Source organism: Sphingomonas sp. 28-62-20 (assembly GCF_002281505.1).
This window is the reverse complement of the sequence record NZ_NCGH01000008.1, coordinates 114,540-130,103: the sequence shown is the minus strand read 5'-3', so window position 1 is coordinate 130,103 and position 15,564 is coordinate 114,540. Positions and strand designations below refer to the sequence as shown.

Sequence of the window (15,564 nt, the reverse complement as noted above, 5' to 3'; positions counted from 1 at the left end):
CCCATCAATAAGACCGACCGACCAACACCCGCTCAACCGCAGGCGCCCCGGTAAAGATGCACGCGCCATCAGCCGGTAGCGCGGTCATCGGCACGTTGCGCAGCGTCAGCTTCAATGCCTTTAGCCGCTCGACCACCTGGTCCAGCGCCTCGCCCGTTGGCTTGGCCCATTGCACTTCGACAAAGCCGGGATTCTTTACCGTATCGGCAAAGGCGCGCTCGAGCCCGGCAAAGTCATTCACATCGCGAGCGATATTGGCGTCGAGCCGCGCCTTGGCTTCGGCAAACAATGCCGTCTGGATTTCGCCAAGCGTCGCGGCCGCAGCGCCAACAAAATCCACCTTCGCAACCACTGCGCTGTCGAGCTTGCCGTCTTCGCGATAGAGCCGGTCACGACGGATCACGCTGACATTATCGCCAGCCACATCGCGTCCACCCACTTCGATGACGATCGGCGCGCCCTTCTTCACCCAACCCCAGCGCTTGGTCGCGGCCTTGGCCGGGCGCTGGTCGAGCAGCGCACGGACGGGCTCACCAAAGGCATAGAACTTGGCGAGATCGGCCTGCAGCCCCTTGCAATATTCAACGATCGCCGCGTCTTCGGGCTGGTCGCGCAGCATCGGCACGATCACGATCTGCCACGGGGCGACGCGCGGCGGCACGCGCAGCCCGTCATCATCGCCATGCACCATGATCAGCCCGCCGATCATCCGCGTCGACATGCCCCAGCTCGTGGTTTGCGCCAGTTCCAGCTGCCCGTCGGCATTTTGGAAGCGGATATTTTGCGCGCTCGCGAAATTTGTGCCCAGGAAATGGCTCGTCCCCGCCTGCAGCGCCTTGCCATCCTGCATCATCGCCTCAATCGAATACGTCGCAACCGCACCCGGAAACCGCTCATTTTCGGGCTTTTCGCCTGCCACCACCGGCAGCGCGACGCACTCCTCGGCAAAGGCGCGATAGACTTCGAGCATCTTCAGCGTCTCTTCGCGCGCCTCGGCCTCGGTCGCGTGCGCGGTATGGCCTTCCTGCCAGAGGAATTCGGTGGTGCGCAGGAACATGCGGGTGCGCATTTCCCAGCGCACGACATTGGCCCATTGATTGATCAGCACCGGCAAGTCGCGCCACGACTGGACCCAGCGCGCGAAGGCGGTGCCGATCACCGTCTCCGATGTCGGCCGCACGACGAGCGGTTCCTCCAGCTTTGCCGTGGGATCGGGCATCAGCCCGCCCTTGCCGTCGCTCACCAGCCGGTGATGCGTGACGACCGCCATTTCCTTGGCAAAGCCCTCAACATGCTCGGCCTCTTTTTCGAAATAGGAGAGCGGGATGAACAACGGGAAATAGCAGTTCTCATGCCCCGTCGCCTTGATCTGATCGTCAAGCAGCCGCTGGATGCGCTCCCAGATTCCATAGCCCCATGGCCGGATGACCATGCAGCCGCGCACGCCCGACTCTTCGGCGAGGTCAGCCTCGGTGATGACGGTTTGATACCATTCGGCGAAATTGGCGTCGCGGGTGACGGAGAGAGCGTGCTTGATCATGCGGACGCGGATAGCGCGGGAATTCCCCCTCGTCACGTAGGACTTGATCACAAGCGCACAGACGAACAAGAGAATGCGCATGACCCAGCCCGTTACCAGCCGCGACCGCGTCCTTTACGGCGTTGCGCTGCGCCTGGGGTCAGTCGCCACCTTTTCGGTGATGAACGTGCTGATCAAACTGGCGGAAGGGAACGGCGCGCACCTCGCCGAGCTGATGTTTTTCCGCCAGACCTTTGCACTGCCGATCGTGCTGGTTTGGATAAGCTTCGGGGCTGGGCTTGGATCGCTTCGGACCAACCATATCGGCGCGCATCTGTCTCGCGCGGCGCTGGGCCTTGTCAGCATGTGCTTCGTCTTTTCGACGATCCTGTATCTGCCGCTGGCCGAAGCGACGACCTTGCAATTCACGCTGCCGATCTTCGCAACGGTGCTGGGTGCCCTCATCCTAAAAGAGCCAACCGGCTGGCATCGCTGGGGCGCAGTGACGGTCGGGTTTCTGGGCGTAATCATCGTTGCCCAGCCGGGAACCGGGCAAATGGCGGGCATCGGCGTGTTCACCGGGTTGATGGGGGCGCTGCTTAGCGCCAGTGTCTCAATCCTATTGCGGCAAATCAGCAAGACCGAAAGCGCGCCGACAATTGTCTTCTGGTTTTCCGCGCTATCGGTGCCGCCGACGGCGATTGCCTTTGCGCTCTATTGGACACCGCACCCAATCGAGACTTGGCTGCTGATGGTCGCCGTAGGGCTGACGGGCGGCATTGCGCAATTGTTCATGACCGCATCGCTCAATGCCGCACCGGTCTCGGTCGTGGTACCGATGGACTATACCGGCCTGGTTTGGGCGACGATCTATGGCTGGGCGATCTTTGGCGCCGTGCCCAGTTGGTCAACCTGGATCGGTGCGCCAGTGATTATCGCGAGTGGGCTTTACATTGTCTGGCGCGAACACCGGTTGCGGCGCGAAAAGGTAGAGCGCGTGATTGCCTGATCAGGCCTTGCGATAGACAAGCATTAGATTGTTGGCCGGCATGTCGATCAGCCGATCAAAAATAAGGCCATGTGCTTCGGCTGCTTCAGTGACGCTCTCGACCGATCGCAACCCCCATGCCGGATCGCGCGCGCGCAGCGACTGATCAAATGCCTCATTGCTCGGTGCTGTTTCCACGCCGTGTCGACGATAAGGGCCATAGGTGATGATAGGGCCGCCGGGGGGCAGCAGCCGCGCGGCCCCAGCCATCAGCCCCAGCGTCGCTGCCCAGGGGCTGATATGGATCATGTTGATACACAGCACCGCCTCTGCCCGGTCGATCGCCCAACCGGGAGCCGCTGCATCGATATCGATCGGCGGCCGCACATTGGTCATGCCCGCCGTCCAGGAGGCGATCGAGGCACGGGCGGTCGCATCGGGGTCGCTCGGCTGCCATTCATGCCCGCACAACATATGCGCGAAATAGCCGATATGCTCGCCGCTACCGCTCGCGATCTCCAGGACCAACCCCTGCACGGGCAGCACATCGGCGAGCACGGCGGCAATCGCTGCGCGGTTGCGTTCGGTGGCGGGCGCGTGCTTGCGCACCGCACCAGAGTCTTCCGCCACGATCCAAGGGGTGGGATCAGCCATGATATGCCTCGCTTGTCGACGGGTTGATCGCTAAACCTGTCCTGTGGCTTTGCAATAGGGGGCTTGATGGCAGAGGTAGATCGTGGGGCCGGCGTGCTGTTTCCACCGCCCTTCATTTTTCTTGGGCTGTTGCTGCTCGGCCCGGTCATTGATTGGCTGTTAGGCTTGCCTTCCCTGCCAATCCCCGGCGGCCTGAGCATGATTTTTCTGTTTCCGGGCTTTATCCTGATCGGCATCGCCATCGGCCTGTTTCGCCAGCGCGGCGAGAATCCCAACCCGGCAACGGCGACTGGCGGTATCATCGATACCGGCATTTACGCCCGCACCCGCAATCCCATGTATCTCGGCATGGCGATTGCCTATCTGGGGCTGGCCATTGTGCTGCACAGCATGCCGTCGCTGCTCTTGTGGCCAGTGGCGCTGTTCCTGATCAATTCGCAAGTGATCGCGCGCGAGGAGCGCTATCTGACGGCCAAGTTCGGCCAGCCTTATCTGGATTATATGGCGAGGGTGAAGCGCTGGCTTTAACGCTGTGAAACGGCGCGCCAGATCAACCGGGACGCCAGGAGATAGACAAACAGCCCCGCAGGACCGGCAAGGAAAGTCAGCGCCAATATGGGGCCCTGCGCCACCCGCCCCATCCCGCGCCTGTCGGCATCCTCAGCGATCCACACCCCCGTAAACAAGTCCAGCGCCAGATAGTGCGTCCAGCCCGTAACGACGCCACCATCGGTTGCAAAGATGGCGCGGATGCCCGCAATGGTCGTGAAATCGGGTGCCGGGCCGCCGCTATCGCCGAACCCCACCGTCAGTGCCGTGATGATCAGCACCACGTAAAACAGGCTAAGCCCGCCTGCCCCCAGCACCCGCAGCCAGCCGATCGTCCCGAACCGGCGCGGGGCGAGGATCAGCACCAGCCACAGCAGCAGCGCGGCGGTGTTGACGATCTGGAAGAGGGTCGGCCAGTTCATACTGCAAGTCCAATGCTCAGGCTGGAAACTGACTTCCCGATCTCAAAACTTGAATTGGATATCAGCTCAGCTATTTATAGATTGATAGGGAGGCAAGTGTGGCGAGGACACCGACGATAACGCGGGGCTCCAGACAGCTTCGAAATTGGCAAAACTTTCAGGCCTGGATCGATGCCCATAGCGATTCTACATGGGTTTTCCGTGGGCTGGGCGATGTTGATTTTTCACTCATACCAACGATTGGGCGTATCCCGCAATATTCATTATCCCGTGAACTGTCGGTTTTGGCATCGTTTCGCCGTCGTGCTCTTCAGTTTGCAAATGATGCTGGCTTCACGAATTGGGAATATCTTGCCCTTGCGCAACATCATGGTGTGCCCACACGCTTGCTGGACTGGACGACGAACCCGCTGGTAGCTGCGTATTTCGCCGCGTCGGCGATGCCCGCTGAGCGCGACGTCGTAATTCGACGAAGGGCAACCCGAGCGACCCCCCATGCAAGCGGCGTTGCTTGCCGCGTAGTGGCAACGCGCGTGCGACATTCGCGTGTCGTTGACATGGAATCCGACGGTGATCCACTTTCCATATCAGAGATCGCTTTTATGTTACCGCGCGTCATTTCAAACCGGATAGGATCGCAGAGCGGATTGTTCAGCGTCCATCCCGCGCCAGATCACCCTTGGCTTGATCCGCTCGAGGACAGCGATCATGTGTTCCAAATCGCTGGCGAAGATCGAGACTTCTTTTTGAAGCGGCTGTTTTATCTCGGCGTCGATCCGCTATATCTTATGGGCGGGCTTGACGGCTTAGGAGCTAGAGCCGCTTGGCAAGCGAAGCGCGGGATTGGGCTGGGAGCGACAAAATGACAGCATTGCCCAAATTCGCACCGGACGACAGGGAAAAAATTTCGCACGTTGTCGATGCAATCAATCGCATGACTGAAACCGACCTTGACCACCTCAACGCGTGGCAAGATCTGATGGACCTGTCGTCAGCAACAATCTTCGAAGCCATCGACGCCGACCCCGATAGCGTAGTCATCGATCGAGAGGGCAAGTTTGAAGCACTTGCATCAGTTTATGTCATGCTGGCCTACGGCTCATCACGCGATCCAGTAACAATGAGCGACGAATATCTCGCTACCGTGCGCGGCGTTCTAGACGGGACGGCAGCCAGCATCACAGAAGCACATGTCGATACATCATCGTTCTATGAGTAATCTGTCGCCTTACTCCGCCGCCTCGGCGAGCGGCGCATCCTTCCACACCAGCACCGGTTTGCGCGCTGCCAATGTTTCATCGAGCCGGGCGCGGGGGGCGTAATGGGGGGCGGATTTCAGGCTGGGGTCGCCCGCCTTGGCGCGTCCTGCCACTGATCGCAGCGCGCCGATGAACTGGTCTAGCGCGGCCTTGCTCTCGGTCTCGGTCGGTTCGACCAGCATCGCGCCGTGAACGACGAGCGGGAAATAGACCGTCATCGGGTGGAAGCCTTCGTCGATTAGGCCCTTGGCGATATCAAGCGTGGTGAAGCCCTCCGCCATGCCATTATCGCTGAACAATGCCTCGTGCATGCACGGCCCGCTCGCGGCGAAGGGCGCATCGAGCACGTCCTCCAGACTGCGCAGGACATAGTTGGCGTTGAGCACCGCGTCCTCGGCAACCTGGCGCAGGCCATCCGCGCCGTGGCTGAGGATATAGCTGAGCGCGCGCGTGAACATGCCCATCTGGCCGTGGAACGCGACCATGCGGCCAAAGCTGTTGAGCGGCCCGCCGAAATGCGTGCGCTCAAAGGCATCGGCATCGGCTTCCTCGATCAGGTGGACGACGCCGTCTGCAGTGCGGGCGGTGTAAGGCAGCGGGCCAAACGGCGACAACGCCTCCGACAGAACGACGGGGCCGGAGCCGGGACCGCCACCGCCGTGCGGCGTGGAGAAGGTCTTGTGCAAGTTGATGTGCATCGCATCGACGCCGAGATCGCCGGGGCGCACGCGACCAACGATCGCGTTGAAATTGGCGCCATCGCAATAGACATAGCCGCCGGCTGCATGGACAGCGTCCGAGATGTCCTTCAGGTCGCGTTCGAACAGGCCGCAGGTATTGGGGTTGGTGATCATCACCCCCGCCACATCCGGCCCCAGCCGCGCTTTGAGCGCGGCGGTATCGACGCGACCCGCGGGCGTCGCCGGGATATCCTCGACCTGATAGCCCGCAAAGGCCGCCGTTGCCGGGTTGGTGCCATGCGCCGATTCGGGGACGAGAATAACGTTGCGATGCCCCTCCCCCCGCGCTTCAAGCGCCGCTTTGATACACAATATGCCGCACAGCTCGCCATGCGCGCCCGCCTTGGGGCTCATCGCAACGCCGTGCATGCCGGTGAGCTTGATCAACCACATGGCTAGCTCATTGATGACGCCCAATGCGCCCTGCACGGTATCGACCGGCTGCAGCGGATGGATATCAGCGAAACCGGGCAGCCGCGCCATTTTCTCGTTGAGGCGCGGATTGTGCTTCATCGTGCAGCTGCCGAGCGGGAAGAAGCCCAGATCGATGCCGTAATTCTGGCGGCTGAGGCGGGTGTAATGCCGCACCGTTTCAGGTTCGGACAGACCGGGCAGGCCGATGGGCGCGGTGCGGGCGAGGTTGCCCAATCGATCCTCCCCGGCACGGGGAGGGGGACCATTCGCCTCTTCCGGCGAATGGTGGAGGGGGGCTACCGCAAGCGTTGGGCTCGGAGGCGAGCCCCCTCCACCGCCGGCCAGAAGAAGGCCGGCGGTCCCCCTCCCCGTGCCGGGGAGGATTTCATCAAAATCCACTCCCGTCGTCTCGCTGTCGCCGATCTCGAAGATCAGCGATTCTTCGAGCATTAGCCCCTTATTGCCCGTGAATGTGGCCGGGCTAGTATTTCCAGCGTCGCCCATTTCCGGGCGCCAGCCGCTTGCGTTGATCGTCATGCCAGCACCTCTTCGAGCGCGGTTGCGAGGGTTTCGATGTCGTCGGTCGTTGTCGTCTCGGTCACAGCGACAACCAGGCCGTGGTCCAGTTCGGCAACGCCGGGGTAGAGCCGCCCGAGCGACACGCCCGCGAGGATCTGGCGATCGGCGAGCGTTCGAACGATCGGGCGCGCTTCCTTGGGCAGAACCAGCGTAAATTCGTTGAAGAAGCTATTGTTGACGACGGTGACGCCCGGCACCTTTGACAAGCGGTCTGCAGCCGCCACGGCCAGCGCGTGGTTTACGCCTGCCAGCTTGCGCAGCCCCGCCTCCCCCAGCAAGGTCATATGGACCGTGAAGGCCAGCGCGCAGAGCCCCGAGTTGGTGCAGATGTTCGACGTCGCCTTTTCGCGGCGGATATGCTGTTCGCGCGTACTGAGCGTCAGCACGAAGCCGCGCTTGCCGTTTGCGTCCACTGTCTCACCGCACAGCCGTCCGGGCATCTGGCGGAGATATTTCTCCTTACACCCGAACAGGCCAACATAGGGGCCGCCAAATTGCAGGCCGACGCCAATCGACTGGCCTTCGCCCACAACGATATCGGCATCCATTTCGCCGGGCGACTTGATCGCGCCAAGCGCCACCGGTTCGGTGACGACCGCGATCAGCAGCGCCTTCTTGGCGTGGCATGCGTCGGCGAGCGGCTGCAGATCAGCGATACGGCCAAGAATATCCGGATATTGCACGACCACGCATGACGTCTCGCCGTCAATCGCGGCGATCAGCGCGTCGATATCGGGTTGCGCCGTCAGCGTCGGCAGCGATGTTTCCAGCACGTCGCCAGTGTACTTCGCCATCGTCTTGGCGACCGACACATAATGCGGGTGGAGGCCCGACGACAGGATCGCCTTGCCGCGCTTGGTGATGCGCCGCGCCATGCCGATCGCCTCCCAGCAGGCGGTCGAGCCGTCATACATTGACGCATTCGCCACATCGGTGCCGAGCAACCGCGCGACCTGCGACTGGAATTCAAACAGCATCTGCAGCGTACCCTGCGCGATTTCGGGCTGGTAGGGGGTATAGGCGGTCAGAAACTCGCCGCGCTGGATGAGGTGATCGACGCTCGCGGGCACATGGTGGCGATAGGCGCCGCAGCCGAGGAAAAAGGGCACCTGCCCCGCGACCAGATTTTTGCGTGCAAGGGCCGACATATGCCGCTCAACCGCCATTTCGCTGGCGTGCATCGGCAGGTCGTGGATCGGCCCGTCGAGCCGAGCGGATTCGGGCACGTCGACGAACAGATCGTCGATTGAGGCGGCTCCGATGGTCGCCAGCATGGCTTGGCGATCGGTCGCGGTAAGGGGGAGGTAACGCATCGACTAAATCTCCGCTACTAGCTCGACTTCCAGCAGCCAGGCAGGATCGCCCAGTTGGGTGACTTCAACAAAGGTGCTGGCGGGTGCCGCCGGGCCATAATAACGCGCGCGGACTTCGGTGACCTGATCCGCGCGCGACATATCAGTGACGAAGATCGTGGCTTTGATCGCCTTGGCAAAACAGCTGCCATGCGCCGCCAATATCGCCGCCAAATTGGCAAAAACCTGTTCGGCCTGTGCCCGCATATCGCCGACGCCCACTGTGCTACCGTCAACTGCACGCGGCACTTGCCCTGAAATGAACATCAATCCCGTCCCCGCCGGGACGAGAAAGGCCTGAGAAAATTGCCCATCAGGGGGCGCCACGCCGGCGGGGTTGCTGGGGCGCGACTGCATTGATCAGAGCTTGGCGACGAACGCTTCGTAGGCGACTTCGTCCATCATGCCCTCGACCTCGCTCGGGTCGCTTAGTGTCAGCTTGAAGAACCAGCCATCGCCTTCGGGGTCCTCATTCACCAGACCCGGCGTGTCGGCGAGCGCGGCGTTGCCCTCGATCACCGTTCCCGACACCGGCGAATAGACGTCCGAGGCGGCCTTCACCGATTCGACCACGGCGGCTTCGTCGCCCTTGGTCAGCTCCTTGCCCTCTTCGGGCACGTCAACGAACACGATGTCGCCAAGCTGTTCCTGGGCATAGTCGGTGATGCCAACGGTGCCGATATCGCCATCAAGCTCGACCCATTCATGATCTTCAGTGAAATAGCGGCTCATGCGGTGCCTCCTTTAACGGACATAACGGTGGGGGATGAAAGGCATCGCGGTGACGATGCCGGTGTGAATCTTGCCGCGCTGGGCAAGCGTGATCTTCGTGCCTGGGGCCGTCATCGATAGCGGCACATACGCCATGGCGATCGGCGCACCGACGCTGGGTGCAAAGCCGCCCGACGTGACCTTGCCGACGTCGGCGCCGCTCGCGTCAAGCACCGCAGCGCCTTCGCGCACCGGCTGTTTGCCTTCGACGAGCAGCCCGACGCGCTTAAGCGCTGGGCCGGACTCGCGCTCGGCTAGAATGCGCGTGGCACCGGGGAAATTGGCTTCTTCGCGCCGCCGTTTCGACAGCGCAAAGCCGAGATCGGCCATGATCGGCGTGGTCTCAGGATCAAGGTCATGGCCATAGAGCGGCAGTCCCGCTTCGAGCCGCAGCGAATCGCGCGCGCCAAGGCCAATCGGCTTCACTTCGGGTTCGGCGCAAAACAGGTCCGCGATCATCTCAGCCGACTCGGCGGGGATCGAGATTTCAAACCCGTCCTCTCCGGTATAGCCTGATCGGCTGATCCAGGCGTCGATGCCCGCGATCTGGAAATTGCCGCCGCGCATGAAGACCAGCGCATCAAGCGGCCATTCGCCTGTCGTATGCCGCTTGAGCACCGCAAACGCCTTTGGCCCCTGCAGCGCCAGCAGCGCGCGATCATCGAGGTGATTGATCGTTACCGCGTCGGGCAGGCTCTCGCGGAGATGCGCGATATCGTCATATTTCACCGCGCCGTTGACGACCAGATAGAGACTGTCGGGCCAGCGCGCGAACATCAGATCATCAAGGATGCCGCCATTGTCGTCCAGCAGCAGCGAATAACGCTGTGCGCCAAGCTTCAGGCCCTTCACATCGGCGGGGATCAGCGCCTCAAGCGCATCGTCCAGCCCGTCGCCGGTCAACTGGAGCTGCCCCATATGGCTGACATCGAACAGGCCGGCATGTTCGCGCGTCCAAAGATGTTCGGCCATGATGCCTTCATACTGGATCGGCATGTAATAATCGGCGAATTCGACCATCCGCGCGCCCCGCGCCCGGTGCCACGCATCGAGCGGCAGCATTTCGATCGTATCGATAAAGTCGATCTGGTCGCTCATTACAGGCCTTCCGTGCGGTGGTTACGGCATGCCAAGCCCGGATTCCCGGTCCTAGTCAGCCGCCCCCTCTGTCACGGAACCTGAGAGCTTTCGCCGCGCGCCTTGTGGCGCGTACCGGCTTACCCCTTCGGTGGGCCCCGCAAACGCTTGCGAAGCCGCTTTCCAGAGTGTCGTGTCAGGTCAGCGCGGTCCCGATTGCCTGAGAGATTCCGGGGCGGTTGCTCCTTCGGCGGTGGGGTTTTATTCCCACACTCTCCCGCGCTTACCCATGACGGTTGCCCGCCATCGACAACCCAGCTTTGACGCGCCGCAGCAACCGAGTCAATCGACGATGAACAGTTTCGCGCCGCCCGCGCTGCGCGACCGATGCGCTGCGTCGCCAAAGTCCGAAACCTGGTAGGACATGCCCGCCGTCAACGTCTGGCTGCGGCCATAGCGCAGCTCGTTTTCGATCGCCCCTTCTAGCACCAACAGCACATGGCCACGGTCGCACCAATGGTCCGCAAGATAGCCCGGCGAATATTCCACCATGCGCACCCGCAGGTCACCAACCGCAAAAGTCTGCCACCATGCGGTGCCGGTTTCGCCCGGATGTTCGGTGCGCGGTACCACCGACCAGTCGGTCACGGTGTGCGCCAGGGCGGGGATTTTCACCGGGTCGCGTTATATTTCAGCTGGGCATCGGTCAGCTGGAAACCGACCAGTGCTTCAAAGGTCGCTCGCTGCACTGCCTGCCGGATCTCCGGGCGCGACAGCGGATCGACGGCGGCGTCTTCGCCCCCCGCCTTGCGAATCTTGACCAGCAATTTTCGCGTTTCAGGCGGCAAAGTTGCGGCAGAGCGAACAACATTTGCGGTCGCCTGCCCAGTCGTGCTGGACCGTTCCTGCCCGGCATCAAAATGCACATCAACATGGCCAATGCGCTTGGCAACCACGGCGGTGCCGCCCTGCAGGACCGTGATGAAATAGGGCAGCACAACATCGCGTGCGGCCCCGGCATTGGTGCGGCGCGCGCGGACATCGAACGTCACCACTGTTTGCACATTTTCACCCACATCGGTGCAGGTCGACCGCACATTGGTGATCAGCGCTGTCACATCAAGGGCGCTTTGATCCTGGCTCGATTCGGGGCTGAACAAAGTGACGTCGCCGGTCGCGGCCGGCACGGCAACGGCCGGGCACGCCGTGCGGATCGCGGTGATGCCGCCCAGGGCGATCTCGCCGGTCTGGGTGCAGCCTGAAAAAACCAGGGCGAGGGCAACGGAAAAAGCGGTTTTACGGGCTATCACGGGCGTACGCACCTTTTGAACGAGAAGGGGGTCGCCGCCTTTCATCCGCGCCGACCCCAAAGCCTGCGCCTAGCATAGGAACCGGCTTTCGCGCGCGCAAGCAATCGCGTAGAGAACCCAGTATGAACGCTATGCTGAAACCACCGCTTGACTTGTTAATCGCCGCGCCGCGCGGATTTTGCGCCGGCGTCGATCGGGCCATTCACATCGTTGAGCTGGCGATCGAAAAATATGGCGCGCCCGTCTATGTCCGGCATGAAATCGTCCATAACAAATATGTCGTCGATACTTTGCGCGCCAAAGGTGCCGTGTTCGTCGAAGAGCTCGAAGAAGTGCCCGATGGCGTGCCGGTAGTGTTTTCCGCGCATGGCGTGCCGAAATCGGTGCCGGTCGAGGCAGAGGATCGCGGCCTGGCCTATCTGGACGCCACCTGCCCGCTGGTGTCCAAGGTCCATCGTCAGGCCGAACGGGCGTTCGAAGCCGGTCGCCACATCATCTTTGTCGGCCATGCCGGGCACCCCGAAGTGATCGGTACCTTTGGCCAGGTGCCGCCAGGCGCGATGACGCTGATCGAAACCGCCGAGGATGCGGCCAGTTTCGAGCCGGTTGATCCTGGCAATCTGGCGTTTTTGACGCAGACGACGCTGTCAGTGGACGACACGGCTGATATCGTCGCCAAGCTGGTCGAACGCTTCCCCGGCATCAAGGCGCCGCGCGGTGAGGATATCTGCTACGCCACGTCAAACCGCCAGGCAGCGGTGAAGGCGATTGCCGAGCAATGCGATGCGATGCTGGTGATTGGCGCGACCAATTCGTCAAACTCGCTGCGCTTGGTTGAAGTCGCCGAGCGCCACGGCATTCCTGCCCGGCTGATCCCGCGCGCTGCTGATCTTGATTTCGCCTGGCTGGAAGGCGTGAAGACGCTGGGCATCACCGCTGGAGCGTCAGCACCAGAAGTGCTGGTGCGCGAGCTCGTTTCGCGGTTGTCCGAAGTCTATACAATCACCGAGCGCGAGGAAGAAACCACGCGCGAGACGATCTCGTTCAAGCTGCCCCGCGGCCTCGAAGTGCCTGCCTGAACGGTGGCAGTTTACACCCACGTCTCGGCAGAGGCGCTGGCCGAATTTCTGACGCGTTTCGATCTCGGCGAATTGGTGTCCGCCAAGGGGATCGCCGAAGGTGTCGAGAACAGCAATTACATGGTCGATACGACCAAGGGGCGCTTTTTCCTGACGCTGTATGAAAAACGCGTGCATGAAAGCGACCTGCCCTATTTCTTCGCGATGCTCGGGCATCTCGCGGAGCGCGGTTGCCATGTGCCGCGGGCCCTGCCCGACCGGATCGGCCAAACCATCCACGACCTTGCCGGACGCCCGGCAGCGCTGATCGAATTTCTGCCCGGCGTATCGGTCTCGCACCCCAATCCGGCGCAGGCGCGCGCCGTGGGGGCAGCGCTTGGCCAGATGCACCAGGCGCTGGCCGATTTCACGTTGGAACGCAGCAACACCCAGGGGCCGGATGAATGGCCTGCGCTATTGGCCCGTTGCGGACGCAACCTCGATACAATCCAGCCCGGCCTTTACGACACCGTAGACGGCGCGCTCGGCGATGTGCTCGCGCGCTGGCCTGCCAACCTGCCGCGCGCGACAATCCATGGCGATCTGTTCCCCGACAATGTGCTGATGCTGGGCGACCGGGTCAGCGGGCTGATCGACTTTTATTTCGCCTGCACCGAAATCCGCGCTTGGGACCTCGCGGTCACGCATAGCGCCTGGGCATTTGATGCAGGTGGCGCGCCCGCTGAACCTGCGATCGGCGCGGCATTGGTAGAGGGGTATGATGCCGCCTTCCCGCTCAGCGTGACGGAACGCGCCGCGCTGCCGGTGCTTGCACAGGGCGCCTGTATTCGCTTCCTGCTGACCCGCGCTTGGGACTGGCTCAACACACCACCCGGCGCACTAGTGACGCGCAAGGATCCGCTTGCCTATCTGCGCCGGCTCGACTTTTACCGCACGCACGGCGAGACGCTGTTTCAATGAGTGATCTGGCTAGCGAACTTCCCAAGGTCGAAATTTTCACCGATGGCGCGTGCAAGGGTAATCCTGGCCCCGGCGGCTGGGGCGCGGTGCTGCGGATGGGCGACAAGGAGCGCGAGATTTCCGGCGGCGAGCCGCTGACCACCAACAACCGCATGGAAATGATGGCGGTGGTCGAATCCTTGAATGCGCTGAAGCGCCCATGCGCGGTGACGCTCTATACCGACAGCCGCTATGTGATGGATGGCCTGACCAAATGGATCAAAGGCTGGCAGCGCAATGGCTGGAAGACCGCCGACAAGAAGCCGGTCAAGAACGCTGATATCTGGCAGGCATTGCTCGCCGCCGCCAAGCCACACCGGATCACCTGGCAATGGGTGAAGGGCCATGCCGGCCACCCGGAAAATGAGCGTGCCGATGCGCTGGCCAGCGCCGCCGCCATTGCGGCCGGACCGGCAGCGCGCGCGCGTTCAGCCTGATCGGACCAGAGCATTGTGCTGAAAACATGATCCGTTTGTCCTGAGTAGCCATTGAGCTTGTCGAAATGGCATATCGAAGGACGGCGAATGGGGCAGGTCCTTCGATACAGGTCTTCGACAAGCTCAGCCCCTACTCAGGACAAACGGGGGGTGATTCAAACTTCAAGCACTTTGCTCTAGTGGCGGCTATAGCTGCAGCTTGAGCAGATCATAATGGCGGTTGAGCGTCACGAACCGTGCATGGGCCGCTTGTTGTGATGCCGCGTCCGGCTCAGCCTGATCCGGATGCAGCTTCCGCGCCAGCGCCCTGAATCGCTGTCGCAGCGCGCTGCGATCAAGCCGCGATGTCCGATCCATTTCGAAAAACGCAAACGCCTGGTCAAGGTCGGTCAGGGCAGACTTGCGCCGGATTTGGGCGGCATCCGGACCGTTCCTGACGCTGCGGCGATTGATCCGCGCGGTCAATCGTTCGAGCCGGGCATTGGCGCTTTCCAGGCGCCGAATCGTCATGTCGACATCGCGCGGGCGCAATCGCCGATCGCGACGCAGGACTTTTTCCAGTGATTCAGCCCGCGCCAGCGCCGACGATCTAATCCATGCCTCGGTCGCGCCCCAATGCGGCGGCCAGCGCATCGCAAGGGAATAATGCAGCGCCCAGGTGGCCTGCATCGCTGCGTCAAAAGCCATCATCTGACGGCTGAGCCTGTCACCAATCCTTTCGGCCAGCGCGACATCGGTGGCGCGGATGGCCAGCGGATTGGCAAGCCCGGCTTCCACTTCCTCCAAAAACGCATCGAGCACGGCGATCCGGTCCGATTTCGGCCACCGCCGGCCGAGCCGCGCGATGCGTTCAAACGTGTCCGCAGCGCCAGCGGCTTCGCGAACTGCCGCATAATCGCCGGAGCAAAGCCGTGCTTCCAGCGCCGCCGCGACCTTGGGCGCGACGCGATCAAAGACCGTGTCGATCCCGAACAGCAATTCGAGCACTTCATTGGCCCGGTCGATTTCCGCTGCATCGCCTGCCTGCACCCGCGCTGGGCTGATACCGATTGCGCGCAGGAAATCATCTGCACCCTGGCGCGGGTCATCGGCTGAATCGACAAATCGCCAGAGCTGGGTTGGAAAGGGTGCCAGCCCGATGGCGTCAAAAATTCGGGCAACGTCGGCGCGGCGCTGGCTGTGCTGCGGATTAAAAGCGGCCAGATCCAACGGGCTGTCGACGGACATCTGCCGACGCCGGTCAGCGCCATCTACGCCAAAAATACTGTGTGTTTGATGGGTTAGCCGCAGCCGCAGCGGCATGCGTGGGCGCAGGCGTTGACCGATCCGCGTTGCGCCCCAACGAAGCCCGCCACCAATGCTGCCGAGATAGGATCGCCCCGCCATCGTGCGAAAGCTAATCCACTTCCAGCCCC

General features: G+C 62.2%; 18 protein-coding genes and 2 riboswitches. Of the genes, 7 read left to right on the top strand and 11 right to left on the bottom strand.

From position 1 onward, the window contains the following. Nucleotides 1-4: 4 nt before the first annotated feature. Nucleotides 5-1,540, bottom strand: coding sequence for a proline--tRNA ligase (proS, locus tag B7Y43_RS08635; RefSeq protein WP_374131233.1), 1,536 nt, complete (start codon nt 1,538-1,540; stop codon nt 5-7). Nucleotides 1,541-1,619: 79 nt separating this feature from the next. Between proS and B7Y43_RS08630 the strand changes: the two genes are divergently transcribed. After that, on the top strand, nt 1,620-2,528 hold the full coding sequence (locus tag B7Y43_RS08630; protein ID WP_374131232.1) for a DMT family transporter: 909 nt from the start codon (nt 1,620-1,622) through the stop codon (nt 2,526-2,528). Here the strand turns inward: B7Y43_RS08630 and B7Y43_RS08625 are convergent, their stop codons facing one another. Continuing rightward, entirely contained in the window at nt 2,529-3,161 is a 633-nt protein-coding gene (locus B7Y43_RS08625) for a DUF938 domain-containing protein (protein WP_374131231.1), read from the bottom strand. A gap of 66 nt (nt 3,162-3,227) precedes the next feature. On the opposite strand from B7Y43_RS08625, the gene B7Y43_RS08620 reads away from it, so the two are divergent. Next, nucleotides 3,228-3,689, top strand: coding sequence for an isoprenylcysteine carboxylmethyltransferase family protein (locus tag B7Y43_RS08620; RefSeq protein WP_374131230.1), 462 nt, complete (start codon nt 3,228-3,230; stop codon nt 3,687-3,689). Here the strand turns inward: B7Y43_RS08620 and B7Y43_RS08615 are convergent. Further along, entirely contained in the window at nt 3,686-4,132 is a 447-nt protein-coding gene (locus tag B7Y43_RS08615) for an ABA4-like family protein (protein ID WP_374131229.1), read from the bottom strand. The two genes, B7Y43_RS08620 and B7Y43_RS08615, sit on opposite strands and share 4 nt — an antisense overlap. A gap of 98 nt (nt 4,133-4,230) precedes the next feature. Between B7Y43_RS08615 and B7Y43_RS08610 the strand changes: the two genes are divergently transcribed. Both B7Y43_RS08610 and B7Y43_RS08605 read left to right on the top strand, forming a co-directional pair. Then, complete coding sequence (locus B7Y43_RS08610; protein WP_374131228.1) at nt 4,231-4,998, top strand: FRG domain-containing protein; 768 nt, start codon at nt 4,231-4,233, stop codon at nt 4,996-4,998. Next, nucleotides 4,995-5,351, top strand: a complete 357-nt coding sequence (locus B7Y43_RS08605; RefSeq protein WP_374131227.1) for a hypothetical protein — start codon at nt 4,995-4,997, stop codon at nt 5,349-5,351. Before B7Y43_RS08610 ends, B7Y43_RS08605 begins: the two co-directional genes overlap by 4 nt. Before the next feature lie 9 nt (nt 5,352-5,360). Here the strand turns inward: B7Y43_RS08605 and gcvPB are convergent, their stop codons facing one another. The 7 genes from gcvPB to B7Y43_RS08570 all read right to left on the bottom strand — a co-directional run bounded on the left by gcvPB (nt 5,361) and on the right by B7Y43_RS08570 (nt 11,634). Further along, a complete protein-coding gene (gcvPB, locus tag B7Y43_RS08600) occupies nt 5,361-7,082 on the bottom strand; it encodes an aminomethyl-transferring glycine dehydrogenase subunit GcvPB (RefSeq protein ID WP_374131226.1) in 1,722 nt (573 codons plus the stop codon). Further along, complete coding sequence (gene gcvPA, locus B7Y43_RS08595; protein ID WP_374131225.1) at nt 7,079-8,437, bottom strand: glycine dehydrogenase; 1,359 nt, start codon at nt 8,435-8,437, stop codon at nt 7,079-7,081. The genes gcvPB and gcvPA overlap by 4 nt, the downstream gene beginning before the upstream one ends. A gap of 3 nt (nt 8,438-8,440) precedes the next feature. After that, on the bottom strand, nt 8,441-8,833 hold the full coding sequence (locus B7Y43_RS08590) for a RidA family protein (RefSeq protein WP_374131224.1): 393 nt from the start codon (nt 8,831-8,833) through the stop codon (nt 8,441-8,443). Between the two features lie 3 nt (nt 8,834-8,836). Beyond that, nucleotides 8,837-9,208 carry a glycine cleavage system H protein gene (gene gcvH / locus B7Y43_RS08585; protein ID WP_374131223.1) on the bottom strand — a complete coding sequence of 124 codons (372 nt, stop codon included), beginning with the start codon at nt 9,206-9,208 and terminating at the stop codon, nt 8,837-8,839. Nucleotides 9,209-9,220: 12 nt separating this feature from the next. Further along, on the bottom strand, nt 9,221-10,345 hold the full coding sequence (gcvT, locus tag B7Y43_RS08580; protein ID WP_374131222.1) for a glycine cleavage system aminomethyltransferase GcvT: 1,125 nt from the start codon (nt 10,343-10,345) through the stop codon (nt 9,221-9,223). A gap of 58 nt (nt 10,346-10,403) precedes the next feature. Beyond that, nucleotides 10,404-10,521: riboswitch (glycine riboswitch) on the bottom strand. Next, nucleotides 10,522-10,614: riboswitch (glycine riboswitch) on the bottom strand. Nucleotides 10,615-10,666: 52 nt separating this feature from the next. Then, complete coding sequence (locus B7Y43_RS08575; RefSeq protein ID WP_374131221.1) at nt 10,667-10,999, bottom strand: DHCW motif cupin fold protein; 333 nt, start codon at nt 10,997-10,999, stop codon at nt 10,667-10,669. Continuing rightward, nucleotides 10,996-11,634, bottom strand: a complete 639-nt coding sequence (locus B7Y43_RS08570; RefSeq protein WP_374131220.1) for a hypothetical protein — start codon at nt 11,632-11,634, stop codon at nt 10,996-10,998. Before B7Y43_RS08570 ends, B7Y43_RS08575 begins: the two co-directional genes overlap by 4 nt. Nucleotides 11,635-11,756: 122 nt before the next feature. Here B7Y43_RS08570 and ispH point away from each other — a divergent pair, with 122 nt between their 5' ends. The 3 genes from ispH to rnhA are packed head-to-tail and all read left to right on the top strand — an operon-like array spanning nt 11,757 to nt 14,149. Beyond that, nucleotides 11,757-12,713, top strand: coding sequence for a 4-hydroxy-3-methylbut-2-enyl diphosphate reductase (gene ispH / locus B7Y43_RS08565; RefSeq protein ID WP_374131219.1), 957 nt, complete (start codon nt 11,757-11,759; stop codon nt 12,711-12,713). 3 nt (nt 12,714-12,716) lie between these two features. Continuing rightward, nucleotides 12,717-13,673 (top strand): homoserine kinase, encoded by a 957-nt coding sequence (gene thrB, locus B7Y43_RS08560; protein WP_374131218.1) that lies wholly within the window; start codon nt 12,717-12,719, stop codon nt 13,671-13,673. Further along, nucleotides 13,670-14,149 (top strand): ribonuclease HI, encoded by a 480-nt coding sequence (gene rnhA / locus B7Y43_RS08555; RefSeq protein ID WP_374131217.1) that lies wholly within the window; start codon nt 13,670-13,672, stop codon nt 14,147-14,149. The genes thrB and rnhA overlap by 4 nt, the downstream gene beginning before the upstream one ends. A 186-nt stretch (nt 14,150-14,335) precedes the next feature. Here rnhA and B7Y43_RS08550 read toward each other — a convergent pair whose 3' ends face one another. Further along, nucleotides 14,336-15,376: a hypothetical protein gene (locus B7Y43_RS08550; protein WP_374131216.1), complete on the bottom strand. Its 1,041-nt coding sequence runs from the start codon at nt 15,374-15,376 to the stop codon at nt 14,336-14,338. Nucleotides 15,377-15,564: the final 188 nt, after the last annotated feature.

What these genes read in the sequence shown, in the direction of transcription:
- proS (WP_374131233.1), bottom strand. Translation starts at nt 1,540, where the DNA reads ATGATCAAGCACGCTCTCTCCGTCACCCGCGACGCCAATTTCGCCGAA.
- B7Y43_RS08630 (WP_374131232.1), top strand. Translation starts at nt 1,620, where the DNA reads ATGACCCAGCCCGTTACCAGCCGCGACCGCGTCCTTTACGGCGTTGCG.
- B7Y43_RS08625 (WP_374131231.1), bottom strand. Translation starts at nt 3,161, where the DNA reads ATGGCTGATCCCACCCCTTGGATCGTGGCGGAAGACTCTGGTGCGGTG.
- B7Y43_RS08620 (WP_374131230.1), top strand. Translation starts at nt 3,228, where the DNA reads ATGGCAGAGGTAGATCGTGGGGCCGGCGTGCTGTTTCCACCGCCCTTC.
- B7Y43_RS08615 (WP_374131229.1), bottom strand. Translation starts at nt 4,132, where the DNA reads ATGAACTGGCCGACCCTCTTCCAGATCGTCAACACCGCCGCGCTGCTG.
- B7Y43_RS08605 (WP_374131227.1), top strand. Translation starts at nt 4,995, where the DNA reads ATGACAGCATTGCCCAAATTCGCACCGGACGACAGGGAAAAAATTTCG.
- gcvPB (WP_374131226.1), bottom strand. Translation starts at nt 7,082, where the DNA reads ATGACGATCAACGCAAGCGGCTGGCGCCCGGAAATGGGCGACGCTGGA.
- gcvPA (WP_374131225.1), bottom strand. Translation starts at nt 8,437, where the DNA reads ATGCGTTACCTCCCCCTTACCGCGACCGATCGCCAAGCCATGCTGGCG.
- B7Y43_RS08590 (WP_374131224.1), bottom strand. Translation starts at nt 8,833, where the DNA reads ATGCAGTCGCGCCCCAGCAACCCCGCCGGCGTGGCGCCCCCTGATGGG.
- gcvH (WP_374131223.1), bottom strand. Translation starts at nt 9,208, where the DNA reads ATGAGCCGCTATTTCACTGAAGATCATGAATGGGTCGAGCTTGATGGC.
- gcvT (WP_374131222.1), bottom strand. Translation starts at nt 10,345, where the DNA reads ATGAGCGACCAGATCGACTTTATCGATACGATCGAAATGCTGCCGCTC.
- ispH (WP_374131219.1), top strand. Translation starts at nt 11,757, where the DNA reads ATGAACGCTATGCTGAAACCACCGCTTGACTTGTTAATCGCCGCGCCG.
- rnhA (WP_374131217.1), top strand. Translation starts at nt 13,670, where the DNA reads ATGAGTGATCTGGCTAGCGAACTTCCCAAGGTCGAAATTTTCACCGAT.
- B7Y43_RS08550 (WP_374131216.1), bottom strand. Translation starts at nt 15,376, where the DNA reads ATGTCCGTCGACAGCCCGTTGGATCTGGCCGCTTTTAATCCGCAGCAC.